This is a genomic window from Rhizobium sp. Root1334, from assembly GCF_001426665.1.
Classification (GTDB): domain Bacteria; phylum Pseudomonadota; class Alphaproteobacteria; order Rhizobiales; family Rhizobiaceae; genus Pararhizobium.
This window is the reverse complement of the sequence record NZ_LMEY01000001.1, coordinates 1,181,405-1,206,203: the sequence shown is the minus strand read 5'-3', so window position 1 is coordinate 1,206,203 and position 24,799 is coordinate 1,181,405. Positions and strand designations below refer to the sequence as shown.

Below are 24,799 nucleotides of genomic sequence, written 5' to 3'. Positions count from 1 at the left end.
GATCTAACGGGAAAATCCCTTTATTTGAACGGGGTCGCCGCACGGTCAAAGAGTTGCGGCTCGCCAGACATTCAAAGGAGCCTGCCTCGTGTCTTCAGCGTCCTCGCCGGTATTCGGCAAGAAATACTCCGCCTTCCTCTTCGACATGGATGGAACGCTTCTAAGCTCCATCGAAGCTGCCGAACGGGTGTGGGGAAAGTGGGCTGAAAGCCACGGCCTCGATGTCGCGACCTTCCTGCCGACCATGCACGGCAAGCGCGGCGTCGATACGATCCGCCAGCTCGGCCTGCCGGGTGTGGATCCGGAAGCAGAATCGGCCATCATCTGCCAGGGCGAGATCGAGGATATCGAGGGCGTGAAGCCTTTGCCGGGCGCAATCGAGTTTCTGAAAAGCCTGCCGCCGGAGCGCTGGGCAATCGTTACCTCGTCGCCGCGTGAACTCGCCAAGGTGCGCATCGCCGCCGCCGGTCTGCCGGAGCCGAAGTTCATCGTCATTGCCGAGGATGTGTCGCGCGGCAAGCCAAGCCCGGAATGCTACCTGCTCGGCGCCAAGCGCGTTGGTTTCGATGCCAAGGATTGCCTCGTGTTCGAAGATGTGGCGGCTGGCGTCATCGCCGGTGAATCGGCCGGCTCCGATGTCATGGTGATTACCGCCACGCACACGCATCCTTTCGAAACCGCGCACCAGACGATCCCGGGCTATATCGGCATCGAGGTCTCGGTCGATGAAAACGGCGATCTGACGCTGACGGATCGCCGCTGATCAGCCATCGTCAACGGTCTCCGTGCGCGAGAATGTTGACGATCGTGCCGAAGGGGTCGCGGACGTAGAAGCGCCGCACGCCCCACGGTTCGTTGGTGATGTCATAAACGATTTCCAGGCCCAGCTGTTGGGCCTTGGAATACACGGTATCAACATCGTCCACCTCGATCGATAGCTGCGGCACCGGCGTACCGGAGCCGCCCTGGCTTGCGATGGAAACCTGCACCGCGGCCTGCTTCGCGGAAGCAAACGTTGTGATCCAGCCATGATCCATCACGAGATCGAGGCCCAGCAGTTCTCCATAAAACGCACGCCCGGCCTGCGGGTCGGCTGCCTCGATATTGGCGACGATGCGAAGAACGGCCATGGTTCAGCCCCCCGCCGTGCGGGCCTTGGCAATGGACTCATCGAGTTGCGAAATCAGTGACAGCAGAATGTCATTCGCCGGCGTCGGCACATCGGCCATACGTCCCAGGAGAGTAATGGCGCGGGTGAGCGGCGTAATTTCCATCGGCCGCCCCTGCTCGAGATCCTGCAACATCGAGGTCTTGGCATTGCCGAGACCACGGCCATGCTCCATCTTCTCCTCCACCGTCTCGCTCACCCGGCAGCCAAGCCGTGCCGCCACAGCATGCACCTCCGTCATGACCTGCTTCACCAGATCGACGGCGGGACCATCCATGATTTCCGTGATACGCCCCCTCGTCAGCGCGCTGATCGGATTGAACGCCGCGTTGCCGAGAAATTTCAGCCAGATTTCGTCGCGGATACGGTCCGTCGTCTTGATCGTCCAGCCGCTGGCCTGCAGCAGACCGGCGATTGCTGCCAGTTCCGCCGACATCGTGCCTGAAGGCTCGCCGAGGTGCAGCAGGCCGCCGCTGGTCAGCCGGATATGGCCGGGCTCCAGCATCTGTGCGCCCTGATAGATCACGCCGCCGATGACGCGTTCCGGGCCGATCCGTTGCCAGACCAGACCACCCGGATCGAGCGACTCCACCTGCCGGCCTTCGAGGCCGCTCGTCCTGTCACCGTGGAAATACCACCAAGGAATGCCGTTCTGGATCATCACCACGCGGCCATCGGGTTTCAGCAAGCGGGCAATATCTTCGCTGGCCGAGGTCAGTTGATGCCCTTTGAGCGTGACGATCACCAAATCCTGCGGTCCAAGGTCGCTGGCCGTGTCGGTCGCGGCAAATTTCGCGACCAGCGGCTCGCTCTTGCCAGGTTCGTGCAGGTGCAGGCCATCATCCCGGATCGCCTGCAGATGAGCGCCGCGCGCGATGGCCGTGATCGTCGCGCCTTCAAGCAAGGGAGAGGAGGCAAGCCGGGCAGCCAGCGCGCCGCCGATGGCGCCGGCGCCGAAAACACAGATGTTGCGGAACCGGCCCGGCTTGCTTGTTTCAGTCTCGTCCATGCCATTCCTCCGGGTGTTTCCGTGATGGATATCATTAGTAGCAATGGGTAAAGCATGGGGCCAGCAGCGAAATCCGCCCACTGGCGAAAAGTGATCGGAAGCCCATGTCGATCGGAAGGCGAATGCGCACGAACAGGTCGCTTCCAAGCGTCGACAGGGTGGAAAGTGGCCGCTAAGCTCCGGCCACCCCCTCTCTTGTCACCCGGAACGCTCGATGTCCCAGAAAACCCAATCCATCACCGAACCGGCACGCCAGATCGATGTCATCCACGAAACCGATGTGCTGGTGGTGGGTTCGGGTCCGGGTGGCCTTGCGGCGGCGCTGGCTGCTGCGCGGGCCGGTGTGTCCGTCACCTTGGTCGAGCGGTTCGGCTGCTTCGGCGGCAATATCACGGTCGTTGGTGTCGAGGGCTTTGCATGGTACCGGCACGAGGCAACGGTCGAGGCAGGCGGTGTCGGCTGGGAGTTCGAGGAGCGGGCAAAGGCCATGGGCGCCGCCGTTCCCGAGAGCCAGTCGCTCAGTTATGAGCTGGATTCGGAGGGCTTCAAGCTCGTCGCCGACAGGCTGGTGGAAGAGGCCGGCATCTATGCCATGCTGCACCGTCAGTTCGTGGCTCCGGTCATGGATGGCAACGTCATCAAGGGCATCGTCGTCGAATCCAAGGCCGGACGCGAAGCCATTCTCGCCGCCCGCGTGATCGATGCGACCGGTGACGCCGATGTCGCCCATCGCGCCGGAGCGCCAGTGTTCAAGACGCCGGTGGAGCAGATGCAGGCGGCGTCGGTGATGTTTCATCTGGCCGGTGTCGACAAAAAGGCCTTCATGGCCGGTGTCCGCTCCGATCCGCAGACCTATGGTGATTGGTCGACCGGCGAATGGCAGATCGAGACATCGGGCAAGGAAGATCAGATGTTCTCGCCCTTCCTTGGCAAGCCGTTTGCCCAGGCAATCCGCGACGGCATCATTCCGGCGCATCTGAACACGATTTCAGGTACCTGGGGCGCGCTGCATGACACGGGCGAACTGACCTATATGAACCTCATCCATCTCGCCGGCTGTGATGGCACCGACCCCGACAGCATGACCCGTTTCGAGATCGAGGGGCGGCGCCAGTCCATGCTGGCGATTGACGCCTTGCGCCGCTACACGCCGGGCTGCGAGGGTGCGCGCCTGCGCAATTTCGGCATGAGCATCGGCATTCGCGATACCCGCAAGATCGATGCGGTCTACAACATCACCGAGAGCGACGTGCGCAACGAAGGCCGTTTCGAGGATACGATCGGCATCTATCCGGAATTCATCGATGGCTACGGCGTCCTGATCCTGCCGACGACCGGGCGCTACATGCACGTCCCCTACCGGTCGATGCTGCCGAAGGGTGTCGAAAACCTCCTGGTCGCTGGCCGCGCCATCGGCGGCGACCGCATCGCCCATGCGGCGACGCGCAACATGGCCTGCTGCGCGGTCGCGGGGCAGGGTGCCGGTGTCGCTGCGGCGATTTCGGTGAAAACCGGAAGATCGCTTGACGCGATAGATGTGCTGGCCGCCCAGAAAGAGCTTGAACGGCAAGGCGTGCGGATCAGGTAGAGTGAATGGATTGCGGGAGCGGCCACGATCTCCCTCTTCTCCCCCCGCGGGGAGAAGTGCCGAGCGGAGCGAGGCGATGAGGGGGCGGTTCGGCAAATGCTAATGGCTTCGCCCCCTCATCCGGCCCTGCGGGCCACCTTCTCCCCGCTGGGGAGAAGACGAACCAAGCCGAAAACCCCGTTTATTAGGGTCCGATCACGCCGCCTTGGCGACGTGATATTCCTTGATGGCGATCATCTTGATAGCCGGGTAACGTTCTGCCTCGTAGCGCAGCGAGAACGAATCCTGCGCCAGGAACACCGGATCGCCGTCGAGATCGCGAGCGATATCGCCGCGCCGGGCGGTGATGAACTTTTCCAGTTCCGCCGGCTGTTCTGCGGAAATCCAGCGGCAGACCGAGAAACGGGCAACGTCAAAGGAAACCGGCAGGCCGTATTCCGATTGCAGCCGTTCCTTCAGAACGTCGAGCTGCAGCGCGCCGACGACGCCGACGATGGCGGGTGAGCCGTCTTCGGGCGAAAACAGCTGCACGACGCCTTCTTCGGCCATCTGCTGCAGCGCTTCCTTCAGCTTCTTCGCCTTCATCGCATCCTCAAGCCGCACGCGGCGCAGGATTTCCGGCGAAAAGTTCGGAACACCCTGGAAGACCAGCTGTTCGCCTTCAGTCAGCGTGTCGCCGATCCTGAGGGTGCCGTGGTTGGGAATACCGACCACGTCGCCGGCATAGGCCGTATCCGCCAGCTGCCGCTGCGAAGCGAAGAAGAATTGCGGTGCCGTCAGGCCCAGCTGCTTGCCGGTGCGCGCCAGCCGCGCCTTCATGCCGCGTTCCAGCTTGCCGGAGCAAACGCGGGCAAAGGCAATGCGGTCGCGGTGGTTCGGGTCCATGTTGGCCTGGATCTTGAAGACGAAGGCCGTCATTTTTTCGTCGGTCGCGTGCACGGTGCGGATATCCGCCACCTGGTCGCGCGGCGGCGGTGCAATGTCGCCGAGCGCGTTGATCAGGTCGCGCACACCGAAGTTCCGCAGTGCCGAGCCGAAGAAGACCGGGGTCAGATGGCCTTCGAGGAAGGCCTTCCTGTCGAAAGGCTTGCAGGCCTCGATAGCCAAGGACGTTTCGTCGATGAAAGCCTCGCGCTCGTTTTCCGGCAGCCGGTGGGCCGCCATTTCCGGGCCGTTGACCTTCGTCAGAATTTCCTGCGTGTCGGCGCCACGCACCGTATTGTCGGCCAGGTGATAGGAGCCACAGAAGGTCTTCGAACGGCCGATCGGCCAGGTCACCGGCGCGCAATCCAGTGCCAGTTTCTCTTCCACCTCGTCGAGAATTTCAAACGGGTCGCGGCTTTCACGGTCCATCTTGTTGATGAAGGTGATGATCGGGATGTCGCGCATGCGGCAGACTTCGAACAGTTTGAGTGTCCGCGGCTCGATACCCTTGGCGGCATCGATGACCATGACCGCCGCGTCCACGGCCGTCAGCGTGCGATAGGTATCGTCGGCGAAGTCTTCGTGGCCGGGCGTATCGAGAATGTTGAAAACATTGCCGTGATATTCGAAGGTCATCACCGAGGTGACGACGGAGATGCCGCGCTCGCGCTCGATCTTCATCCAGTCGGAGCGCGTCTGAATACGGTCCTTCTTCGCCTTGACTTCACCGGCAAGCTGAATGGCGCCACCGAACAGCAGCAGTTTTTCAGTCAGCGTGGTTTTACCCGCATCCGGGTGTGCGATAATAGCAAAGGTGCGACGGCGGGAAACCGCCTCGGCGATACTTTCGGCCATGATGTGAATCCTGTGAATTGCCGCGTATGTAGCGGAGCCGTGGATAACTTGCAATTCGCATTGACTGCGCCGCGGCCTGAATTGCTAAGGAGAGATATGACCCATCCATCGCAGACTGCCCCAACTCTCAGCCTCGTCCGCCTGCAAAACGGCGAGGGCATCGAGCTTCCCGCATACGAGACCGCCGGCGCCGCCGGCATGGATCTTCGCGCCGCCGTCGAGGCGGACCGGCCGTTGTTCCTTGGTCCGGGCAAGCGGGCGCTGGTGCCGACCGGTTTCGTCTTCGAAGTCCCGGCAGGCTATGAAGCGCAAATCCGCCCGCGCTCCGGTCTGGCTTTCAAGCACGGCATCACCTGCCTCAACACGCCCGGCACGATCGACAGCGATTATCGTGGCGAAGTGAAGGTTTTGCTGATCAATCTCGGCGACGAGGATTTCTTGATCGAGCGCGGCATGCGGATCGCCCAGATGGTGATTGCGCCGGTGACGCAGGTGTCCGTCCGCGAAACGTCCGGCGCCAGCGAAACCGCACGCGGCGCCGGCGGCTTCGGCTCCACCGGCGTTTGATGGCCGCTTCTGAACTCAACACCGGGTTGACGTTCCGTCAGGACTATTTTGCCGACCCGGCAGCCTGGGTCGGGCTGGTGGCGCTGCTTGAGGATACATTCGGCATCGATGTCGGCATCCAGGATTGCTTTGGCGGGCCTGATCCAACCAGCATGCCCTTCGCTTATTTCGATGAAAACGGTGTTTGCGTCGCCAATTTCAGCGCCTTTTCCATGCCGGTGATGATCGATGGCCGTCTGGTGAAGGCCGCTGGTTTCCAGTCGGGCGCGGTGCGGCCGCAATGGCGCGGCCGCGGGCTCTACCGGGATCTGATGAATCGGGCATTCGGCTGGTGCGACGCGCAGGGTTTCGAGCTTGGTCTTCTCCTGACGGACAAGCCGTCGATGTATGAACCCTACGGTTTCAAAGTTCTGCCGCAGCACCGCTTCATTGGCGTGCCACCTGCGGAAGCGAAATCTGCAGGCAGGTCGCGTGCCCTCTCGATCGAAAGCGCCGATGATGCTGCTCTGATCCGCCAGATGCTGCACGAGAGAATGCCTGTTTCATCTGTCTTCGCCGTTGCCGCTCAAGTGGAAATGTTTCTGCTCAACAGCGTCTTCGATACCGATGTCTGCCTCAGCTATCTGGAAGAGCATGAGGCTATTGTCGCGTGGAAGGCCGAAGGTACATCCTTTCATCTTCTCGATGCCGCCGGAAAAGCGATGCCCCCGCTCTCCGCCATTCTTTCAGCGCTCGCTCAAAACCCCGATAGTGTCGAGGTCTGCTTTTCGCCCGACAAGCTGGGCTGGCAAGGAACGGCTGAACCGTTTGTGTCCGATATCAGCCTGATGGTTCGGGGCAATAGCGCGGAGCGCCTGTCCGCGCCGGTGATGCTGTCTCCGATGGCGGAATTCTGAGGGTTATCTTCCGCCATTGAGCGGCGGCAACCGGCGTTTAACGGGCGACGATTTGACGATCGATGTATTGGTCTGGGACCGCTCTGCGATCTTGTCGAGGATCGTATCCAGTTGTTCCATGTCGCGCACCAGGAGCTTGGCGATAAAGCAATCGTCGCCCGTCACCTTGTCGCATTCGACGAATTCCGGCGTCTCCTGGATCATCTTTTCGACGATATGCAGCATGCCGGGCATGGGCCGAACCCGCACGACCGCCTGTAGCGCATAACCAAGCGCTGCAGGGTTGATCGATATGGTGAAGCCGGTGATGACGCCGCGATCCTCCAGCCGGCGCAGCCGGTCGGCGGAGCTGGGGGAGGAGAGCCCTGCCTCCTGCGCCAGGTCCTTCAAGGAAATGCGTGCATTAGCGGACAGGATGTCGAGTAGTCGCCGGTCGAGATCGTCAAGCATAAGAAAGCTCCGTAAGGGTAAAGCGATAAATTCCCTTTTATGATTAGGCTATTTTACAAGATAGCCTTCACATATCCATATATTCCGCCGTCGCCACATCATAATTTGTTGCTTTGATCAAGGGAGTGGTGTGATGGAAAAGGATATCAGGACCGGCAGTCTCGAAATGACGGCGGCCATGCTGATTTCGGGTACGATCGGCTGGTTCGTGCTGATGTCCGGCCAGCCTGTGATTGATGTCGTGTTCTGGCGTTGCCTGTTCGGGGCGCCGACGCTTCTGGCGATCTGCGCGACGCTCGGCCATTTCCGGGCCGGTATCCTGACATGGCGGCTGTTCGGGCTCGCTGTCTTGGGCGGCGTCGCCATCGTCGTCAACTGGCTGCTGTTGTTTGGTGCCTATTCGCGCTCGTCCATCTCCATCGCCACCATGGTCTACAATACCCAGCCGTTCATGCTTTTGGCTATCGGCGGGCTGGTTTTCCGGGAAAAGATCACCGTCACCAAGCTCGGCTGGCTCGCCGTCGCCTTTGCCGGCATGGCGGCGATCGTGCAGGCAAAACCATCCGGCGGCTTCACCGGCGGCGATTATCTCACCGGAATTGCCATGGCTCTGGCCGCCGCGTTCTTTTACACTCTGGCAGCCTTGGTGGCGAAACGGTTGAAGGGCACGCCACCGCATCTGATCGCGCTGATCCAGGTGGTAACCGGTCTTTTGATGCTGGCGCCGTTCGCCGGTTCCTCCGGGCTGCCGGGCGAGACTTATCAGTGGGGATTGCTGGTGGCGATGGGCGCCGTGCATACCGGGCTGATGTATGTTCTGCTCTATGGCGCGATCCAGAAACTGCCGACGCATCTCACCGGCGCGCTCTCGTTTATCTATCCCGTTGCCGCACTGGCCGTTGATCGCATCGCGTTCGGTCATCAGCTGCAACCGGCGCAGCTGCTCGGTTCGGTGGCGATCCTGATTGCAGCTGCCGGCATGACATTCGGCTGGACATGGCCCCGAGCCGTGCGGCATCAGGCAAACTGAAACCACGCATCCCGAAATCACACATGGAGACTGGAATGATCACGTGCTATCTGCGCTACACCATCGATCCTTACAAGCTGGCCGAATTCGAGGAATATGCCAGGCTGTGGATCCCGCTGGTCAATCGGCTGGGTGGCACGCATCACGGCTATTTCATGCCACATGAAGGAGCGAACAATATTGCGCTCGCCCTCTTCAGTTTTCCCAGCCTTGCGGCCTATGAAGAGTATCGCGGCAAGATGGCAAAGGATGCCGAATGCCTCGCCGCCTTTGCCCTTGCCGAAAAGACCCGCTGCATCCTGAGCTATGAGCGCAGCTTTATGCGGCCGGTCTTCGAATGATAATCAGAAGGTGATTTCATCCGACCGGCGCAATTCAATCGCGTGACCACCGGCATTGAAGCCACCGAGCACGCGGTTGTGGTGGGCAATGATCTGCGCAAAGGCCAGATCGCCCATATCGCCGGTCGTGTGGCCGTCTGAAAGAAGGGTAACATCGTAGCCGAGCGTGACTGCCCGGCGCGCCGTGGTATCGACGCAGAATTGCGTCTGACAGCCGCCGATGACGAGATGGGTGACAGACAGTTTGCCAAGCTCTTCTTCGAGGCCGGTCTGGAAAAAGCTGTCGCAGCTCGTCTTGTGAATGACCGTTTCGCCCAAAACCGGCGCAATCTCATGACGCAAGCCCCAGCCATGTGACGACCGCGCCAGCGGGTCGCCGGGACCGCCGTCGTATTGCACGAGAATGACCGGAATATGGGCGGCGCGGGCGCGGGCCTGGATCGATTGCAGACGGCCGATGGTTTCGGTCAAGGCGGCATCGATGGCCGGCTGGCGCTCGGGCGTGCCTTCGCCGTCAAGGATGGCGTTCTGGACGTCGATGATGAGGAGTGCAGTTGTCATGGTATTCTCTGGTCTGGTTATGGAAGAGGAAGCGGCCTCAGCGCCGGCTGTCCATAGCCATCCGCAAGGCAAGCGCGCCAAGCACGCCGCCCATCAGCCAGCGTTGCATGGAAAGCCAGGCCGGACGGCCCGCAAGGAAGGTGGCGATGGAGCCGGCCGTCAAAACGATGAGCGCGTTGACGGATAGGCTGGTGATGATCTGGATTGTCCCGAACGTGAGCGACTGCAGAAAAACATGACCCAGCGCCGGATCGATGAACTGTGGCAGCAATGAAAGATAGAGTACGGCGATCTTCGGATTGAGCACGCTGGTCGCAAAGCCCATCAGGAACAGCCGCCGCGGTGTATCCTGTGGCAGGTTGCGGACTTCGAAGGCCGATCGCCCGCCGGGACGCACCGCTTGCCAGGCAAGGTAAAGAAGATACAGCGCGCCACCAATCCGCAGCACGTCATAAGCATAAGGCACGGCAAACAGCAGCGCAGTGATGCCGAATGCAGCTGACAGCATGTAGACGAGGAACCCGAGCGCCACACCGCCGAGCGAGATCAATCCCGCCATCCGCCCCTGACAGAGTGAGCGGGAAATCAGGTAGATCATATTCGGCCCAGGCGTCAGCACCATGCCGAGCGCGACGAGGGCAAAGGCGGCAAGGCTTGCTGTTTCAGGCATGAACGGTGTTTCCCATCGGGATGTGCAAGGCGGATGTTTCGATATGTGCTGCGCCACTGCATTAGCGGTAACTTCCTTTTCGATCAATCGCGTACAAATTGCCAGCCTTGAGAAAACCCGCTAGACATCAGCCTTGCCTTCAGGAGCCTGACGATGAGCCTTGCCACGCTTTTTGCCTATTGCACCGCGCTGTTCATCGCCGCCGCGATCCCCGGACCTGGCATGACGGCGCTTGTGGCCCGCGCACTCGGCTCCGGTTTCCGCGAGACGTTTTTCATGGGACTGGGCCTGGCGCTTGGTGACATCGTCTATCTGACGGGCGTTATCCTCGGGCTTGCTTTCGTCGCGCAGACATTCACCACGACCTTCATGGTGATCAAGGTTTTAGGCGCGCTCTATCTGATGTACATCGCCTACAAGCTCTGGACTGCCGGGCTGTTGCCGCAGGAGATCGAGGCAAAGAAGAGCGCCAGCATGGGCCTGTCGTTCCTCTCGGGTTTGCTGGTGACGCTGGGCAACCCGAAGACGATGCTTTTCTATGTCGCCCTGGTGCCGACCCTGATCGACCTGCATGTGATCGGCGTCAAGGAATATGTCATCCTTGTCTGTGCATCCTTCACCGTCTTGATGGCCGTGGTCATCCCATACATCCTGCTGGCCTCGCGTGCCCGGCTGCTCCTCAAAAAGCCCCGCGCCCTGACATCGCTGAACCGGATTGCCGCCGGTATCATCGGCACAACCGCGGCCTATATCGCCACGCGCGCCGCCTGAAAAATTCGTTCCGTAACAGGCGGTTACGCAACGGTTTTTTCCAACGGGAATAAGCCCGCGGAAAATCGTACTCTGGCATGCCGGAGGCTTTGCCCCTATTCTCTGCGCCAACTGATGAGAAAAGGGAGAGCACCATGTCAGAACAGCGCAAACCCGGCCGCGGCCGCGTCTATTCCTCGATCACCGAGACCATTGGCGATACGCCGATCGTTCGCCTCGACAAGCTGGCCAAGGAAAACGGCGTCAAGGCCAACCTTCTCGCCAAGCTCGAATTCTTCAATCCGATCGCCTCCGTCAAGGACCGTATCGGCGTCGCGATGATCGAAACGCTGGAAGCGCAGGGCAAGATCACCCCCGGCAAGACGACGCTGATCGAACCGACCTCCGGCAATACCGGCATCGCGCTCGCCTTTGCTGCCGCTGCAAAGGGCTACAAGCTCATCCTCACCATGCCGGAGACCATGTCGATCGAGCGCCGCAAGATGCTGGCTCTGCTCGGTGCGGAACTGGTGCTGACGGAAGGCCCGAAGGGTATGAAGGGCGCCATTGCCAAGGCCGAGGAACTGGCCGCGACGCTGCCGGACGCGATCATTCCGCAGCAGTTCGAAAACCCAGCCAACCCGGAAATCCACCGCAAGACGACGGCCGAGGAAATCTGGAACGACACCGATGGTGGCGTCGATATTCTCGTGTCCGGCATCGGCACGGGAGGCACGATCACCGGTGCTGGCCAGGTGCTGAAGGCGAAGAAGCCGTCGGTCAAGGTCATTGCCGTTGAACCCGTCGAATCTCCGGTTCTCTCCGGCGGCGCCCCCGGTCCGCACAAGATCCAGGGTATCGGCGCCGGTTTTGCGCCTGCCATCCTCGACACGAAAATCTATGACGAGATCGTCACCGTTTCGAGCCCGGAAGCCATCGAGACCGCCCGTCACGTGGCGCGCCTGGAAGGCGTGCCGGTGGGTATTTCATCCGGTGCCGCGCTGAAGGCGGCGATCACGATCGGCCAGCGCCCGGAAAACGAAGGCAAGACCATCGTCGTGATCATCCCGTCCTTTGCAGAGCGCTATCTGTCGACGGCGCTGTTCGAAGGTCTGGGCGGTTAGGGATTTTATGCGCGGTGGCGCCGCAATCTGGCGGCGCCACCGCAATCCCGTATCTCAGCTTGCTGCCTTTTCGATTGATCACGCAGGGACCCGGTTGCTCCCGGTGCCGAAGGAACTTGCCGAAAAGCACTGAGGGCGACCGAACAGCCCCGTCTTCACTATGCTCTTTTCAAAGAACTGGCAGCACCCTCCTGAGGCGCTTCCTTCGCGATGATAACCTGCCTCGCGTTGCCGGGGAAAATGTTACGCCGCTGCCGTCAACCGCTCGCCGGCGATCCGGTAGGAAATCGCTTCGGCGAGATGAATGCGCCCGACCGTCGCCTTCTCATCGAGATCGGCAAGCGTGCGGGCCACCTTCAGCACCCGGTGATAACCGCGTGCCGAAAACTTCATTTTCTCCGCCGCATCCCGCAGCAATTGCAGTCCGCCAGCGTCGGGCTCGGTCATCTTTTCAATCATCGCTGTTGAGCAGCGGGCATTGGAAAGGATGTGCGGCATGCCAAGTGCGATGAAGCGGTCCATCTGGATTTCGCGGGCGCGCGCCACCCGCCGGGCGACGACGGCGCTCGGTTCGGCCGGTGCCGGACGGATCAGGTCGGCGGCGGTGACCGAGGGGACGTCGATGCGGATATCGATCCGGTCCATCAGCGGACCTGAGATGCGGCCCTGATAATCGGAGACGCAGCGCGGGCCACGGGCGCAGCTATGGCCGGGCTCTCCCGCCATGCCGCAGCGGCAGGGGTTCATCGCGGCAACCAGCTGGATGGCGGCCGGATAGGTGACGCGGTGATTGGCGCGGGCAATGATGCATTCGGCGGTTTCGAGCGGCTGGCGCAGCGCATCGAGCACCTGCGGCGTGAATTCCGGAAATTCATCGAGAAACAATACGCCGTTATGGGCCAGCGACGCTTCGCCCGGCTTGGCGCGCAGGCCGCCGCCGATCATCGCCGCCATGGTGGCGGAGTGGTGTGGCGTGCGGAAGGGGCGCCGGTCCGACAGCTTACCGCCGGCCAGTTGCCCGGCGATCGAGTGGATCATCGACACTTCGAGCAGTTCCGGCGGTGAGAGAGGCGGCAGGATCGAGGGCAGGCGGGCGGCCAGCATCGACTTGCCGGAACCGGGCGGACCGACCATCAAGAGGTTATGGTTTCCGGCCGCTGCCACTTCCAGCGCCCGCTTGGCGCTTTCCTGGCCCTTGATATCAGCGAGATCCGGCATGTTGGCGGGGCTGGCACGCACGGCCGGTTCGGGACGCGACAGCACCTGCGTGCCACGGAAATGATTGGCGAGCGCAATCAGGCTGCGCGGCGCCAGAATGTCGATCTCGGATCCCGCCCAGGCGGCCTCAGCGCCGCTGTCGGACGGGCAGATCAGGCCTTTGCCAAGGCCGTTGGCGCCGATGGCGGCGGGCAGGGCTCCGGAGACAGCGGCGATGGTGCCATCGAGATTGAGTTCGCCGATCACCACATATCCATCCAGCGCATCGCCGGGAATGGCGCCGAGTGCCGCCATCAGGCCAAGCGCGATCGGCAGGTCGAAATGCGAGCCTTCCTTGGGAAGATCAGCAGGCGCAAGATTGACGGTGACCTTCTTGGCGGGTAGCGACAGGCCGGAGGCGTGGAGTGCTGCCTGCACCCGCTCGCGGCTTTCGGCGACCGCCTTATCGGGAAGGCCGACGATCTGCATGCCGACCTTGCCCGGCGCGACCATCACCTGAACATCGACAGGCAGGCCTTCTATGCCTTGAAATGCAACCGTACTGACACGCGCGACCATGATTGCCCCTCTTGCCGCGAGGCAGGTCAGCAACCCGCCACCACAACCTTTTCCGGTTGTGGTGTGAAATCTTGCACGAATAACGGAATAAAACAAGAACAATTATCGAACAGATTCGACTGTTCCAATCGGCCTGGTTGTGGCTCGGTTGTACCTCAGGAACGGAGCGGAACAACCGTGAACATCCGGGGGATGAAATCGGGCGCCGGGACGGATAGCCGCCCCGGCCGCTCAATCATTCATCAGGCGCGCTTGCGTTCGATCGCGTCCCAGAGCAGCGCGGCGATATCGGCGCCGCCGAATTTCTTCACTTCGCGAAGACCGGTAGGAGAGGTGACATTGATCTCGGTCATCACGTCACCAATCACATCGATGCCGACGAGCAGGAAGCCGCGTTCACGCAGCGCCGGTCCGATGCGGGCGCAGATTTCCTTTTCCCGCGCCGTCAGGTCCGTCGGCATCGGCGTGCCGCCCGCATGCATGTTGGAGCGGGCATCGTGTTCGGCAGGCACCCGGTTGATCGCGCCGACCGGCTCGCCATCGACGAGCAGGATGCGCTTGTCGCCCTTGCGCACGGCCGGCAGGTATTCCTGGGCGATGAAGGGTTCGCGGAACATTTGTCCGAACATTTCCAGGAGCGACGACATGTTGCGGTCATCGCGGGTCGAATGGAAGACGCCGGCGCCGCCATTGCCATAGAGCGGCTTCAGGATGATATCGCCCATCTCTGCGCGGAAACTGGCAATCTCGGCGGGATCGCGGGTGATCAGCGTCTTCGGCATCAGGTCGGGAAATTCGGTGACGAAGATTTTTTCCGGCGAGTTGCGCACCCAGGCCGGATCGTTGACCACAAGCGTCTTCGGATGGACGCGCTCGAGCAGGTGCGTCGAGGTGATATAGGCCATGTCGAAGGGCGGATCCTGGCGAAGCAGCACCACGTCCATGGTGGAGAGGTCTATGCGCTCGGCATCTCCCAGCGTGTAGTGGTCGCCCTTGACGTCGCGCAGGCTCATCGGTTGAACAGTGGCGATCACCTTGCCGTCGCGCAGCGACAGCTGGTTCGGCGTGTAATGGAACAGCTTATAGCCGCGCGCCTGCGCCTCAAGGCTCATGGCAAAGGTACTGTCACCAGCGATAGTGATTCCAGAGACATGATCCATCTGGACCGCGACATTTACGATTTTCGCCATGGGACATTTCCTGTTGATCGGGGGCGTCATTGAATGAGGCTTGTCTATATCAAATCGTATCCGGTGAACCATACAGATTTCTGCCGGGGGCCATATTTGGACATGCCTTCCCGATCACGCGGCGGCTTTTCCGCCCGTGGCTTGAAGCTGCCGCGCTTCTCAGGTTCTTCTGCGCTTTCCTCTCTGACAGGAAAGCCTCCAATGCCCCAGCCCGGCCGCTTATCCGCCAAGCCTTTCAATCCGGCGGGGTCTGGCCCTGGACCGTCCAAGAACGGTGTGACCACCCGGCACGCCCGGTTCATTTTCACGAACCGGAGGAGAACCACCTTTCACGCAGCCCCGGGGATTTCGCGCGCGTTTCGCCAAACCGTCCGGGCACCGGCCCCACCTCGCCGGCAACGCAAACCGGTGTATCCGTGATGGGACGGGAAGAAGTATGGCACGGGTTTTGAGAGCGGGGATTTGCGGGGATGAATTTTTTTGGGGGGAGCGGCGGATGGCGTCGGTGGTGCGCGATGTGCAGACGTCCGCGCCGGTTCGCCTTACCGCTCAGTCCCGCGGCACATAGATCAGATGAACCGTATCATCATCGATCAATGTGCTCGACACCAGATGCAGCGGAGGCCGTGCCGCGTGGAAAAAAGGTTTGCCCCCGCCGAGCACGAACGGCCGCACGTGCAGGTGATATTCCTCGATCAGGCCCAGCCTTGTCATAAGCCCGGCCAGTTCCGGGCCGGAAACGCTGAGCGTACCGTCCGTGCGGGCCACGATGTCGCGAACCTGCGTTTCGATATCGCCGGAGATAAGCATGGCGTTCGGGCCGGCCTCCGAAAGCGTGCGTGAAACGACCCATTTGGGCATTTTGCGCCAGACTGCCGCGAACTCGCGCAGCGAAGCATCCCATTCCGGATGATCATCGTCCCAGTAGCGCATGACCTCGTACATCCGCCGGCCATACACAGCGCCGACATGGTTGCGGATCGTCTCGATCCAGTAATCGAAGTGCTTTTGGCTTGGGGCGGCCATGACCAAATTTCCGCCGAGATCATCGACATAGCCATCGATGGAGACGTTCATTGCCAAAATAAGTTTGCCCATGACCGGTCCCTTCTCACAGTGGGTTCACAGATCGGACTGCTTGTAATTTGCAAGTGGTGCAACGCTATCGCAACTGTCTGCAAATCGCAAGCGGTCTGGTAGGCAAGCGTTCTTGCCGCAAACGAGGCCTGCGCGGGCTGTTGCGGGACCGGCCGCAAGTTCATACCTTGTGGGCTCAACCTCACAAGGAGCAGCAGATGCAGATCGACCTCGCAGGCAAGACCGCTCTGATTACTGGATCTACCGAAGGCATCGGCTACGCGATCGCCCGCCAGCTTGCGAGGGCAGGCGCGGACGTGGTGATCAATGGAAGGTCTGACGAAAAGACCGCCAAGGCCGCCGAACGCTTGAGAGGCGAAGGGGCGAGGGGCACAGTCGCCGCCTTTGCAGCCGATGTCGCAACCGCTGAAGGCTGTGACGCGCTCGTCGCAGAGGTTCCTCATGTGGACATTCTCATCAACAACGCGGGTATTTTTCAGCCGCTCGACTTTTTCGAGGCGAGCGACGCGGTGTGGGATCGCCATTGGCAGGTCAACGTCATGTCGGCCGTCCGGCTGTCGCGCGCCTACCTTCCGGGCATGCAGACCCGCGACTGGGGCCGGGTGATCTTCATCGCGTCGGAATCCGGCTTCAATATTCCGGTGGAAATGATCCATTACGGCGTGAGCAAGACCGCAGATATCGCGGTAGCCCGCGGGTTGGCCAAGCGCATGGCGGGCACTGGCGTGACCGTGAACTCGGTCCTCCCAGGCCCAACACTCTCGGAAGGCGTCGAGGCGATGCTTGCCGAAGAGCGTGCAAAGACCGGCAAGCCGATCGAGGAGCTTGCGGCGGACTTCGTCAAGACGCATCGCGCCAGCTCGATCATTCAGCGCGCGACCAGCGTCGAAGAGGTTGCCAATCTCGTGACCTATCTCGCCTCGCCCTTGGCATCCGCGACGACCGGGGCTTCCATGCGCGTGGACGGTGGGCTGATCGACACGCTCTGAGGCGAACGCGGCATTGTTTGAGGAAATGGACCTGCCATTTGGCGCAGAAAAGCCCCCGGCGTGCTCTGCACGTCGAGGGTCTTTAAGGTCATGACGGCAAATGAACAAATCAGATTATTTTTCAGGCAAGTGACGCATATCTTTCGCCACCTGCCTTGTCGTAAACAATTAGCGGCCGCAAGCGATTGCAGAACCGGCAGCACCGCCCAATGTCGCCCCGGCGCCAACGGCCCAGAGTTGGCCTGTGCCGGACCCGATCGCCGACCCTGCCACGCCGCCCACAACTGCCCCTCCAACCGTCCCAGCCACGCAGCCGGGTGACGCCGGGCCAGCGGCGGAATTCATGTTCGCCGTTTGGCATCCGGCCAACGCAAAGCATGATGCAGCGACGACGACCATAGTGGAATAACAAGACATTTCTTCCTCCTATCGTTGGTTTCGAATCTTGCTTAGTCCTGAAGTTTCGACCAGCGCGGACATCGCCAAGGCCTCCAGATCAATCTCGCGGCGGTGATCGAATAGCTTACAACTCGGAGAACTGGGTTTTTGTTCCATATGTGGTGAGGGTGAACGTTCGCCCCACTTCAAGGGTGTCAGCCGGCCGCTGCGATCGGGCTGACGTCATGGGAAGGCGTCACGACGCCGAATAGGTCACCGTCACGCCGCGCTGGCGAAAATAGGCCTGCATCAGTTTTCTGCCCGAACGGTTGTTCTGCACCAACTTGGCCGGGTCGAAGACGGCTTCTTTCAAACCTGCCCGCGTCAGCGCCGCCTTGAGATTGGCGATATGCATGTCGATATCGGCATTATCCGCCTGGAGCGATTCATAAATGCGGTTTGTTGCATCCGCTACGGTCAGTTCGCTCATGATTGTACTCCTGCTGTTGTTTGGCTGGCGCTTGCCAGAATTCTTGGCTCGACCCTATCGCGGTGAACAATGCCGAAGTCAACGGGTGACGATGGATTGGACTTCGGGGCCGCCTTCGAAGAGGTGGCATTGGGGAGGCCTGCGAGTGCCGGGCATATCCGGCCAGACGCTACGGCAGCTTCCCGCTAGACGCAGACGTTGCGGTGGCGCACGTGCGAAGCTATGTGTTCGGCTGTATGCACGGCAATGGAGAAACGAGATTATCAAGATAATGGTTTTGCTGCACAGCGCCGTTGGCGTTGATTGGCAGTCTCCTCCCAAAGGCACAAGCCTGAAGACTTTAAGCGAAGCCGAAGAACAAGGCTTCATCCTTATCCGAGGGGAATTTCAGAAACGCCAGTTCCGTCTGACAGAGCTGGGCTCGGAACATGCCGAGCGCGACAAGCGACGGCTTGAAGCGCGTAGGCTTTGAAACGATCTCGTCACGCTGCACTTGGTTTACAGGGCGGCGGCAAATGTCTGATTGGTCAGCTCTCCTTCGCGCCGATTACGGTCCTGCCCGCTTACATTGCCAGCCTCTCAACGTGCTTGTTTTCGGATGCCGCGATCCGCAGGTCATTGGCGTGGAAGCCGATGGTGATCCGGCCGACCTCGCCCGGAACGGCGATTACCGCTCCATGGCGCCTTTTCCGGCGATGATCTTCGACCGGAACTTTTCGATGCGCGCCATGCGCGTTTCGGGGTTTTTGGTCGAGCTGAGATGGATGACGTAGCTTTTCTGTCGCCCCGGCGTCAGGCCCCAGAAGGCTTCTGCAAGTTCGGGATCGGAATCCAGCGCATCAACCAGTTCATCCTGCAACTCCAGTTCGCTCGTGTCTCTTGGCGGCTTGATGCCGGCCTCGGCGTATCCCATCGCCTCCGTCAGGTAGGACCGGATAACGTCTTCCATCCGTGTGACATCCGCGCTGTCAACGAAGCGGATCATGTCGGCATGTTGCGTGTTCGCGCCCTGCTTTTCGAGAACGCCTTCAGGGTCTTTCATCAGTGCGGCGTTGAAAAAGGTCAGGCGGAAATCACCGCGAAAGGCGCCGAAGATGACGATGTTGCGTCCCTGGTGCATGTAACAGGGGTGGCCCCATTTAACCATTTCGACCAGCCCCGCGTCGGTGCAAATCCGGCGCAGATCGTCCAGGCCCTGCGACCATTGCCGGGTGGAACAGTCCGGTCCCGCAAAACGCTCGCAGCGGCCGCATCCCTTTGTGAAGTAGTCTTCAATGTCCGTGATCATCATAGGGGCCATGGCGTCTCTCGATTGATTGCATCAGGGGAAGGACAACAAGCGGCGCGTCCGGCTCAAGCCTTTGACCCACGCCACCTTACCGCATAGGGCAAGACGAACATGTAAAGGCCGGTGAACAGCAGCAGGAAGAGTGGCGGCAGCGGCGCGTAAACCACCCACGGCGGAGGTTCACCCAGCGCCATCGCCCCAAAATTGGCAATGACGGTGAGAGTAAACAGGATCGATAGCCATCGGTGCGCCTGGCGAATCCACATGTTCGAATTCATTGAAAACTCCCGTCGTTATCCGTGATGAGAACCGTTGGAGACCTTCAGGCCGTCTGCGCGACAACCTGTTCCAGCTTTGCGAGAAATGTGCGCCAGCCTGCTTTGGCACCGCCATAGGCCTGCTTCTGATCCGGCCGGAATCCCGACTGTTCCATGCGCAGGCGGGTTCCTGCGGCGATGGGAGTGAGCGTAAACGTCACGACACTGTTGAGATCAAAGGCCGGATCGTCGTGCTTGAAAATCCAGGTATAGGACAGCGTTTTTTGCGGCTCGACGACGAGCACCTCGCAATCGAGAACGCCACCCCATTCGCCGCGAAGATTGAACCGGTGACCGACGGCAGGACTGAAGTCGTTGTTCATCAGCCATTCGGAGATCAGATGCGGCTGGGTAAGCGCCCGCCACAGCTTTTCCGGCGGATGGGCGATCTCCCGCTCGACAATGATGGTGCGTGTGGAAGCCGGTGCAGCGCTCATTGATCCATCCTGTTCAGCAAATCTTCGAGCTTGTTGAACCGGCCCTGCCAGAAGCCTGTCATCTGGTCCGTCCACTCGGTCAAAGGCGCAAGGGCGCCAAGTTGGGCGCTGTATTGGGTTTGGCGGCCTTCGTGACGGTCGCTGACCAGTCCGGCCCCTTTGAGAATGGCCAGATGCTTCGACACGCCCGGCTGCGAAATGCCCGCCCGGGCCGTCAGTGCCGCAACGGTCTGGTCGCCATCACGGCACAGGCCCTCGAAGATGGCGCGCCGCGTCGGGTCGGCAAGGGCTTTAAAAAGCGTGGCTTGATCTGGCATGAAAATACATAACTCTCTGGCTATTGGTTTGGATAAATAGCCAAAGAGTTATGGGTTCGTCAAGCGATTTTTGGACGGGAGATAAGGTGGCCGCTGCTCACCCGGCAGCCATCTCCAGCGTCTGCGCGGTTTCGCGTTTGGTGGCGGAAGCGTCGAACGGTTGCGCCAGGCGCTTGCCGGTGTCGGCATCGAAGAAATGCAGGCGTTCCGGGGCGATGGAGAGAGATAGGGTTTCGCTGATCCCGATCTCGGGCGACAGCGAGGCCGTCAGCTTCTTGCCGTCGACGGTGCCGTGAACGAGGCGCTGGGCGCCGAGTTCCTCGATATATTCGACCTTCAGCGTCAGCGACGGTTCGCCGGTTGACGCGATCCGCAGGTCTTCGGCGCGGATGCCGACGGTGACCGGGCCGGGAAATGCCGGGGCGCGGCCTAGGTCGAGCACCTGGCTGCCAAAATGCAGCTGCGTGCCCTCACGGGTGCCGCGCAGGAGGTTCATCGCAGGAGAACCGATGAAGCTGGCGACGAAGGTCGAGGCGGGCGTGTGATAGACATCGAGCGGCCGGCCGATCTGCTCGATCTGGCCGCCGTTGAGGACGACGAGGCGGTCTGCCAGCGTCATGGCTTCCAGCTGGTCATGGGTGACGTAGAGCGAAGTGGTGCCGAGGCGCTTCTGCAACTGCTTGATCTCGCCACGCATGGAAACGCGCAGCTTGGCATCGAGGTTGGACAAGGGCTCATCGAACAGGAAGGCAGCCGGTTTGCGCACGATGGCGCGGCCCATGGCGACACGCTGGCGCTGGCCGCCGGAAAGCGCCCGTGGCTTGCGGGTAAGATACTGCTCGATCTCCAGCATGCGGGCGGCTTCGGCCACGCGTGCGTCGATCTCGGCCTTCGGCGTGCCGCGGTTCTTCAGCCCATAGGCGAGGTTGTTGTAGACGGTCATATGCGGATAGAGCGCATAGTTCTGGAACACCATGGCGATATCGCGTTCGGCCGGTTCGACGTCATTGATCACCCGGTCGCCGATCTCGACGGTGCCCCTGGAGATCGCCTCGAGCCCCGCGACCATGCGCAGCAGCGTGGACTTGCCGCAGCCGGACGGGCCGACCAGCACGATGAACTCGCCGTCCGCGATGTCGATCGAGACGGATTTCACCGCCTCGACACCGCCTGCGTAGATCTTCGAAACATTGGTGATGTTGATCGCTGCCATGGTGGTGTTCCTTTACTTGTCGCTTTCGGTGAGGCCTTTGATGAACCAGCGCTGGAAGATCATCACGATCATCACAGGTGGCACCATGGCGAGGATCGCCAGCGCAAAGGCTTCGTTGTAATCGGGAATGTTGGAGCCGACCCAGACGAGCAGGATCTGCTTGATGCCGCGCACCAGCGTGAAGAAGCTCTCGTCGGTGGTCATCAGCGTCGGCCAGAGATACTGGTTCCAGCCATAGACGAACATGATGATGAAGATCGCCGCGATCATCGTCTTCGACAAAGGCACGATCACGTCGATGAAGAACTTGAACGGTCCGGCGCCATCGATGCGGGCGGCTTCCAGGAGTTCGTCGGGGATCGATTTGAAGAACTGGCGGAAATAGAAGGTGCCGGTGGCCGACGCCAGCAGCGGCACGATCAGGCCGGTATAGGTGTTGGTCAGCTTCAGCGTGTTCATCACTTCGTAGGACGGCAGGATGCGCACTTCGAGCGGCAGAAGCAGCGTCGTGAAGATCATCCAGAAGGTGATGGTGGCAAAGCGGAAGCGGAAATAGACCAGAGCATAGGCCGCCAGCATCGAGAGAATGATCTTGCCCGCGGCAAAGCCGATGCCGAGGATCAGCGAGTTCATCATCATCCGGACGCCGGTGATCTTGCCGGTGAAGCCGCCCTCCTTGGTCAGCACCTTGGTGTAGGTCTCGACGAAATGGCCGCCGGGCAGGATGCTCAGCCCATTGCGGTGGATCTCGGCGGCCTCGTGGCTGGAGGTCATCAGGGCGACGAGCAATGGCCCGACCATGAAGAAGACGCCCATCATCAGGATGACGTGATCGAAAAGCTTGGTGCGATGCATGGTTTCGCCTCCGCTCAATTGTAGTGGACGCGCCGCTCGATGAAGCGGAACTGGAAGATGGTGAGCACGAAGACGATGATCATCAGGATGACCGACTGGGCCGAGGAGCCGCCGAGATCGTTGCCGCGGAAGCCATCCATGTAGACCTTGTAGACCAGCGTGATCGGGTTGTTGGCGGCCTTGTCCTTCACCATCACGTCGATGACGCCGAACGTGTCGAACAGCGCGTAGGTGGTGTTGATGATCAACAGGAAGAAGGCGGTCGGGGCGAGCAGCGGCAGGATGACGGTCCAGAAGCGGCGCAAGCCCGAACGGCAATCCATCAGTGCTGCCTCTCGCACGGAGACCGGAATGCCCTGCAGGCCGGAGAGGAAGAAGATGAAATTGTAGGGAATCTGTTTCCACACCGAGACGACGATCATCGCGAAGGCCGTGTCGTTGTAGTTCAGCCCGACCTTCATGTCCCAGCCGAAGAAGGCGGCAACCTTCACCAGCGGGCCGATATGCTGGTCGAACATCATCATGCCCATCAGGCCGGCGACAGGCGGGGCGATGGCATAGACCCAGATCAGCAGCGTCTTGTAGGTGGCATTGCCGCGGATGACGCCGTCAGCCTTGACGGCGAGCAGCAGGCCGATCGAAAGCGAAAAGAACGTGACGAGGGCTGTGAACACGGCAGTGAAACGGGCGATGCCGAGATATTCGCCGGATTTCAACACGTCGGTATAGTTGGCCGTACCGACGAAGGTCGAGCCGAAACCGAAGGGGTCCTCGAGATAGAAGGATGATTGGATTGCCTGTACCGAGGGCCAGTAGAAGAAGATGAAGATGATCGCCATCTGCGGCGCCAGAAACAGATAGGGCAGGAGCCGCGAGCTGAACTGCACGCGCTTTGCGTCCGTCTCTTCCGGCGGCTTGCTGGCGGATTTGTTCAGGCCGAGGATGCGCCAAAACCCGCCGGGTCCGGGGGCTGCCATTGTTCCGGACAGTGCCTGGGAGGTGGTCGTGTTCGTCATGAACGGGCTTTCAAAATGATCGTGCGAGGGACTTCCCTCTTCTCCCCAGCGGGGAGAAGTGCCGAGTGAAGCGAGGAGATGAGGGGGCGGTGCGGCATACTCTGAACGCGCCGAAACACCCCCTCATCCGGCCTTCGGCCACCTTCTCCCCGACGGGGAGAAGGGAACCAAATCAACCAGCCGTCTTTGCGAAACGGGCGAGCAGTTCGTTGCCTTCCTTCTCGATCGTATCGAAGGCGTCCTTGACGGAGACTTCGCCAGCGAAGATGCGGCCGTATTCGCGTTCCATGATTTCGCGGATCTGCGGGTAGAAGCCGAGGCGGTAACCCTTCGACCATTCACCAGCCGGCAGCATCAGCTGCTGGATGCCGACTTCGGCAGCAGGCTTTTCCTTGTAGTAGCCTTCAGCCTTGGCCAGCTCGTAGGCAGCCTTGGTAATGGCGACGTAGCCGGTTGCCTGATGGTAGAACTTCTGGATTTCCGGCGAGGTCAGGAACTGGAAGAAGTCGGCAACGCACTTGTTTTCGGCTTCCGGCTTGCCGGCCATTGCAAACAGCGCTGCGCCGCCGATGAAGGACGATGTGCCTGCACCCTTGATCGAACCCCAGTACGGCAGGAAGGTTGCCGAGAAAGGCATCTGGGCCGTCTTGGTCAGGCCGCCGAACGAGCCCGACGAACCGATCCAGAGGGCGGCCTTGTTTTCTTCGAACATCTTCTGGTTATCGTTCCAGCCGGCGCCGTAATAGGCGAAGTAGCCTTCATCGGCCCAGGCCTTCAGCTTGTCGAACATCATGATGAGGTTCGGGTCGGTGACCTTCAGCTGCGTGTCGGTGACGCTGTCGTAACCGTTGTTGTTGGTGGCGAACTGGATGTTGTTGCGCGAGAAGAAGTTCTCGGTGAACTGCCAGGTCAGCTGCGACTGGACGAGCGGGATGAAACCGGCTGCCTTGAGCTTGGGAGCGGCAGCTTCGAATTCTTCCCAGGTCTTCGGGGCTTCGACGCCGGCCTTCTTCAGGGCTTCGTCGTTGATGTACATGATCGGAGCCGACGAGTTGAACGGCATGCCGACGAACTTGCCGTCGCTATCGGCGTAGAAGTAGCGCACGCCATCGATGAAGGCTTCGCGGTCGAACGTGTAGCCGGCGTTGTTGATCAGGTCTTCAGCCGGGATAACGGCGCCCTTGGCGTTGATGATCGTTGCTGCACCAGCATCGAAGACCTGCAGGATGTTCGGCTGTTCGCCCGAACGGAAAGCGGCGATGCCGGAAGCCAGCGCTTCCTCATAGGTGCCCTTGGAAACCGGGGTGAGCGCGCAAGCCGTCTGCGATGCGTTGAACTTGGTGGCGATCTCGTTGATGACTTCGCCATTGCGGCCGGCCATGCCGTGCCACCAGCTGATATTGGTCGCGGCAAACGAGGAGGTGGCGGAGAAAACCAGCGCGAGGCCGGTCATCGTGAATTTCCTGATCATTGTCGTTCCTTTCACCAGGTTTAGGGTGAGG

The 24,799-nt window shown here is 60.8% G+C and carries 29 protein-coding genes; 10 read left to right on the top strand and 19 right to left on the bottom strand.

Features of this window, described 5'->3' with window-relative positions:
- Positions 1–88 precede the first annotated feature (88 nt).
- Positions 89–763: an HAD family hydrolase gene (locus tag ASD36_RS05855; RefSeq protein ID WP_060500980.1), complete on the top strand. Its 675-nt coding sequence runs from the start codon at positions 89–91 to the stop codon at positions 761–763.
- A 10-nt stretch (positions 764–773) separates the two neighbouring features.
- Here ASD36_RS05855 and ASD36_RS05850 read toward each other — a convergent pair whose 3' ends face one another.
- Together ASD36_RS05850 and ASD36_RS05845 are read right to left on the bottom strand one after the other, a co-directional pair.
- Positions 774–1,130, bottom strand: a complete 357-nt coding sequence (locus ASD36_RS05850; protein WP_060500978.1) for a VOC family protein — start codon at positions 1,128–1,130, stop codon at positions 774–776.
- Positions 1,131–1,133: 3 nt separating this feature from the next.
- Positions 1,134–2,177, bottom strand: a complete 1,044-nt coding sequence (locus ASD36_RS05845) for a 2-dehydropantoate 2-reductase (RefSeq protein WP_060500975.1) — start codon at positions 2,175–2,177, stop codon at positions 1,134–1,136.
- A 214-nt stretch (positions 2,178–2,391) separates the two neighbouring features.
- Between ASD36_RS05845 and ASD36_RS05840 the strand changes: the two genes are divergently transcribed.
- Positions 2,392–3,765 carry an FAD-dependent oxidoreductase gene (locus ASD36_RS05840; RefSeq protein ID WP_060500973.1) on the top strand — a complete coding sequence of 458 codons (1,374 nt, stop codon included), beginning with the start codon at positions 2,392–2,394 and terminating at the stop codon, positions 3,763–3,765.
- Positions 3,766–3,960: 195 nt separating this feature from the next.
- Here the strand turns inward: ASD36_RS05840 and ASD36_RS05835 are convergent, their stop codons facing one another.
- Entirely contained in the window at positions 3,961–5,544 is a 1,584-nt protein-coding gene (locus ASD36_RS05835) for a peptide chain release factor 3 (protein WP_060500972.1), read from the bottom strand.
- Between the two features lie 96 nt (positions 5,545–5,640).
- Here ASD36_RS05835 and dut point away from each other — a divergent pair, with 96 nt between their 5' ends.
- Both dut and ASD36_RS05825 read left to right on the top strand, forming a co-directional pair.
- Positions 5,641–6,111 (top strand): dUTP diphosphatase, encoded by a 471-nt coding sequence (dut, locus tag ASD36_RS05830; protein WP_060500970.1) that lies wholly within the window; start codon positions 5,641–5,643, stop codon positions 6,109–6,111.
- Positions 6,111–7,007 carry a GNAT family N-acetyltransferase gene (locus ASD36_RS05825; RefSeq protein WP_060500967.1) on the top strand — a complete coding sequence of 299 codons (897 nt, stop codon included), beginning with the start codon at positions 6,111–6,113 and terminating at the stop codon, positions 7,005–7,007. Before dut ends, ASD36_RS05825 begins: the two co-directional genes overlap by 1 nt.
- 3 nt (positions 7,008–7,010) lie before the next feature.
- On the opposite strand, the gene ASD36_RS05820 is transcribed toward ASD36_RS05825, so the two are convergent.
- Positions 7,011–7,457, bottom strand: coding sequence for an Lrp/AsnC family transcriptional regulator (locus ASD36_RS05820; protein ID WP_060500966.1), 447 nt, complete (start codon positions 7,455–7,457; stop codon positions 7,011–7,013).
- 133 nt (positions 7,458–7,590) lie between these two features.
- Here ASD36_RS05820 and ASD36_RS05815 point away from each other — a divergent pair, with 133 nt between their 5' ends.
- Both ASD36_RS05815 and ASD36_RS05810 read left to right on the top strand, forming a co-directional pair.
- Positions 7,591–8,487 (top strand): DMT family transporter, encoded by an 897-nt coding sequence (locus tag ASD36_RS05815; RefSeq protein WP_060500965.1) that lies wholly within the window; start codon positions 7,591–7,593, stop codon positions 8,485–8,487.
- 35 nt (positions 8,488–8,522) lie between these two features.
- A complete protein-coding gene (locus ASD36_RS05810) occupies positions 8,523–8,828 on the top strand; it encodes an NIPSNAP family protein (protein WP_060500963.1) in 306 nt (101 codons plus the stop codon).
- A gap of 3 nt (positions 8,829–8,831) precedes the next feature.
- Here the strand turns inward: ASD36_RS05810 and ASD36_RS05805 are convergent, their stop codons facing one another.
- Together ASD36_RS05805 and ASD36_RS05800 are read right to left on the bottom strand one after the other, a co-directional pair.
- Positions 8,832–9,389 (bottom strand): cysteine hydrolase family protein, encoded by a 558-nt coding sequence (locus ASD36_RS05805; protein WP_060500960.1) that lies wholly within the window; start codon positions 9,387–9,389, stop codon positions 8,832–8,834.
- A gap of 37 nt (positions 9,390–9,426) precedes the next feature.
- Positions 9,427–10,059, bottom strand: coding sequence for a LysE family translocator (locus tag ASD36_RS05800; protein ID WP_060500958.1), 633 nt, complete (start codon positions 10,057–10,059; stop codon positions 9,427–9,429).
- Between the two features lie 153 nt (positions 10,060–10,212).
- Between ASD36_RS05800 and ASD36_RS05795 the strand changes: the two genes are divergently transcribed.
- Both ASD36_RS05795 and cysK read left to right on the top strand, forming a co-directional pair.
- A complete protein-coding gene (locus tag ASD36_RS05795) occupies positions 10,213–10,830 on the top strand; it encodes a LysE family translocator (protein ID WP_060500956.1) in 618 nt (205 codons plus the stop codon).
- Positions 10,831–10,964: 134 nt separating this feature from the next.
- Complete coding sequence (cysK, locus tag ASD36_RS05790) at positions 10,965–11,933, top strand: cysteine synthase A (protein ID WP_060500954.1); 969 nt, start codon at positions 10,965–10,967, stop codon at positions 11,931–11,933.
- A 243-nt stretch (positions 11,934–12,176) separates the two neighbouring features.
- Here the strand turns inward: cysK and ASD36_RS05785 are convergent, their stop codons facing one another.
- The 3 genes from ASD36_RS05785 to ASD36_RS05775 form a co-directional block, all read right to left on the bottom strand.
- Positions 12,177–13,709, bottom strand: a complete 1,533-nt coding sequence (locus ASD36_RS05785) for a YifB family Mg chelatase-like AAA ATPase (protein WP_060500953.1) — start codon at positions 13,707–13,709, stop codon at positions 12,177–12,179.
- A 242-nt stretch (positions 13,710–13,951) separates the two neighbouring features.
- The gene (gshB, locus tag ASD36_RS05780; RefSeq protein WP_060500951.1) at positions 13,952–14,899 is read right to left on the bottom strand and encodes a glutathione synthase; all 948 of its coding nucleotides are present in this window, start codon (positions 14,897–14,899) and stop codon (positions 13,952–13,954) included.
- Between the two features lie 549 nt (positions 14,900–15,448).
- Positions 15,449–15,997, bottom strand: a complete 549-nt coding sequence (locus tag ASD36_RS05775; RefSeq protein WP_060500949.1) for a dihydrofolate reductase family protein — start codon at positions 15,995–15,997, stop codon at positions 15,449–15,451.
- A gap of 197 nt (positions 15,998–16,194) precedes the next feature.
- Between ASD36_RS05775 and ASD36_RS05770 the strand changes: the two genes are divergently transcribed.
- Positions 16,195–16,986 (top strand): SDR family oxidoreductase, encoded by a 792-nt coding sequence (locus tag ASD36_RS05770; RefSeq protein WP_060500947.1) that lies wholly within the window; start codon positions 16,195–16,197, stop codon positions 16,984–16,986.
- A gap of 168 nt (positions 16,987–17,154) precedes the next feature.
- On the opposite strand, the gene ASD36_RS05765 is transcribed toward ASD36_RS05770, so the two are convergent.
- Together ASD36_RS05765 and ASD36_RS05760 are read right to left on the bottom strand one after the other, a co-directional pair.
- Positions 17,155–17,403, bottom strand: a complete 249-nt coding sequence (locus tag ASD36_RS05765) for a glycine zipper 2TM domain-containing protein (protein WP_060500944.1) — start codon at positions 17,401–17,403, stop codon at positions 17,155–17,157.
- 217 nt (positions 17,404–17,620) lie between these two features.
- Positions 17,621–17,854 (bottom strand): hypothetical protein, encoded by a 234-nt coding sequence (locus ASD36_RS05760; protein WP_060500941.1) that lies wholly within the window; start codon positions 17,852–17,854, stop codon positions 17,621–17,623.
- Positions 17,855–18,125: 271 nt separating this feature from the next.
- On the opposite strand from ASD36_RS05760, the gene ASD36_RS31155 reads away from it, so the two are divergent.
- The gene (locus ASD36_RS31155; RefSeq protein ID WP_060511960.1) at positions 18,126–18,326 is read left to right on the top strand and encodes a hypothetical protein; all 201 of its coding nucleotides are present in this window, start codon (positions 18,126–18,128) and stop codon (positions 18,324–18,326) included.
- Between the two features lie 195 nt (positions 18,327–18,521).
- Here ASD36_RS31155 and ASD36_RS05755 read toward each other — a convergent pair whose 3' ends face one another.
- The 8 genes from ASD36_RS05755 to ASD36_RS05720 form a co-directional block, all read right to left on the bottom strand.
- The gene (locus ASD36_RS05755; RefSeq protein WP_060501423.1) at positions 18,522–19,142 is read right to left on the bottom strand and encodes a YdeI/OmpD-associated family protein; all 621 of its coding nucleotides are present in this window, start codon (positions 19,140–19,142) and stop codon (positions 18,522–18,524) included.
- A 65-nt stretch (positions 19,143–19,207) separates the two neighbouring features.
- On the bottom strand, positions 19,208–19,420 hold the full coding sequence (locus tag ASD36_RS05750) for a hypothetical protein (protein WP_060500939.1): 213 nt from the start codon (positions 19,418–19,420) through the stop codon (positions 19,208–19,210).
- A 44-nt stretch (positions 19,421–19,464) separates the two neighbouring features.
- Positions 19,465–19,896 carry an SRPBCC domain-containing protein gene (locus ASD36_RS05745; RefSeq protein ID WP_060500937.1) on the bottom strand — a complete coding sequence of 144 codons (432 nt, stop codon included), beginning with the start codon at positions 19,894–19,896 and terminating at the stop codon, positions 19,465–19,467.
- Entirely contained in the window at positions 19,893–20,213 is a 321-nt protein-coding gene (locus ASD36_RS05740) for a metalloregulator ArsR/SmtB family transcription factor (RefSeq protein WP_060500935.1), read from the bottom strand. The genes ASD36_RS05745 and ASD36_RS05740 overlap by 4 nt, the downstream gene beginning before the upstream one ends.
- A gap of 97 nt (positions 20,214–20,310) precedes the next feature.
- Positions 20,311–21,426 carry a sn-glycerol-3-phosphate import ATP-binding protein UgpC gene (locus ASD36_RS05735; protein WP_060500933.1) on the bottom strand — a complete coding sequence of 372 codons (1,116 nt, stop codon included), beginning with the start codon at positions 21,424–21,426 and terminating at the stop codon, positions 20,311–20,313.
- 12 nt (positions 21,427–21,438) lie between these two features.
- Positions 21,439–22,281, bottom strand: a complete 843-nt coding sequence (ugpE, locus tag ASD36_RS05730; protein ID WP_060500931.1) for a sn-glycerol-3-phosphate ABC transporter permease UgpE — start codon at positions 22,279–22,281, stop codon at positions 21,439–21,441.
- Between the two features lie 14 nt (positions 22,282–22,295).
- Complete coding sequence (locus ASD36_RS05725; protein WP_060501421.1) at positions 22,296–23,120, bottom strand: ABC transporter permease subunit; 825 nt, start codon at positions 23,118–23,120, stop codon at positions 22,296–22,298.
- Between the two features lie 349 nt (positions 23,121–23,469).
- Complete coding sequence (locus tag ASD36_RS05720; RefSeq protein WP_060500930.1) at positions 23,470–24,768, bottom strand: extracellular solute-binding protein; 1,299 nt, start codon at positions 24,766–24,768, stop codon at positions 23,470–23,472.
- Positions 24,769–24,799 lie beyond the last annotated feature (31 nt).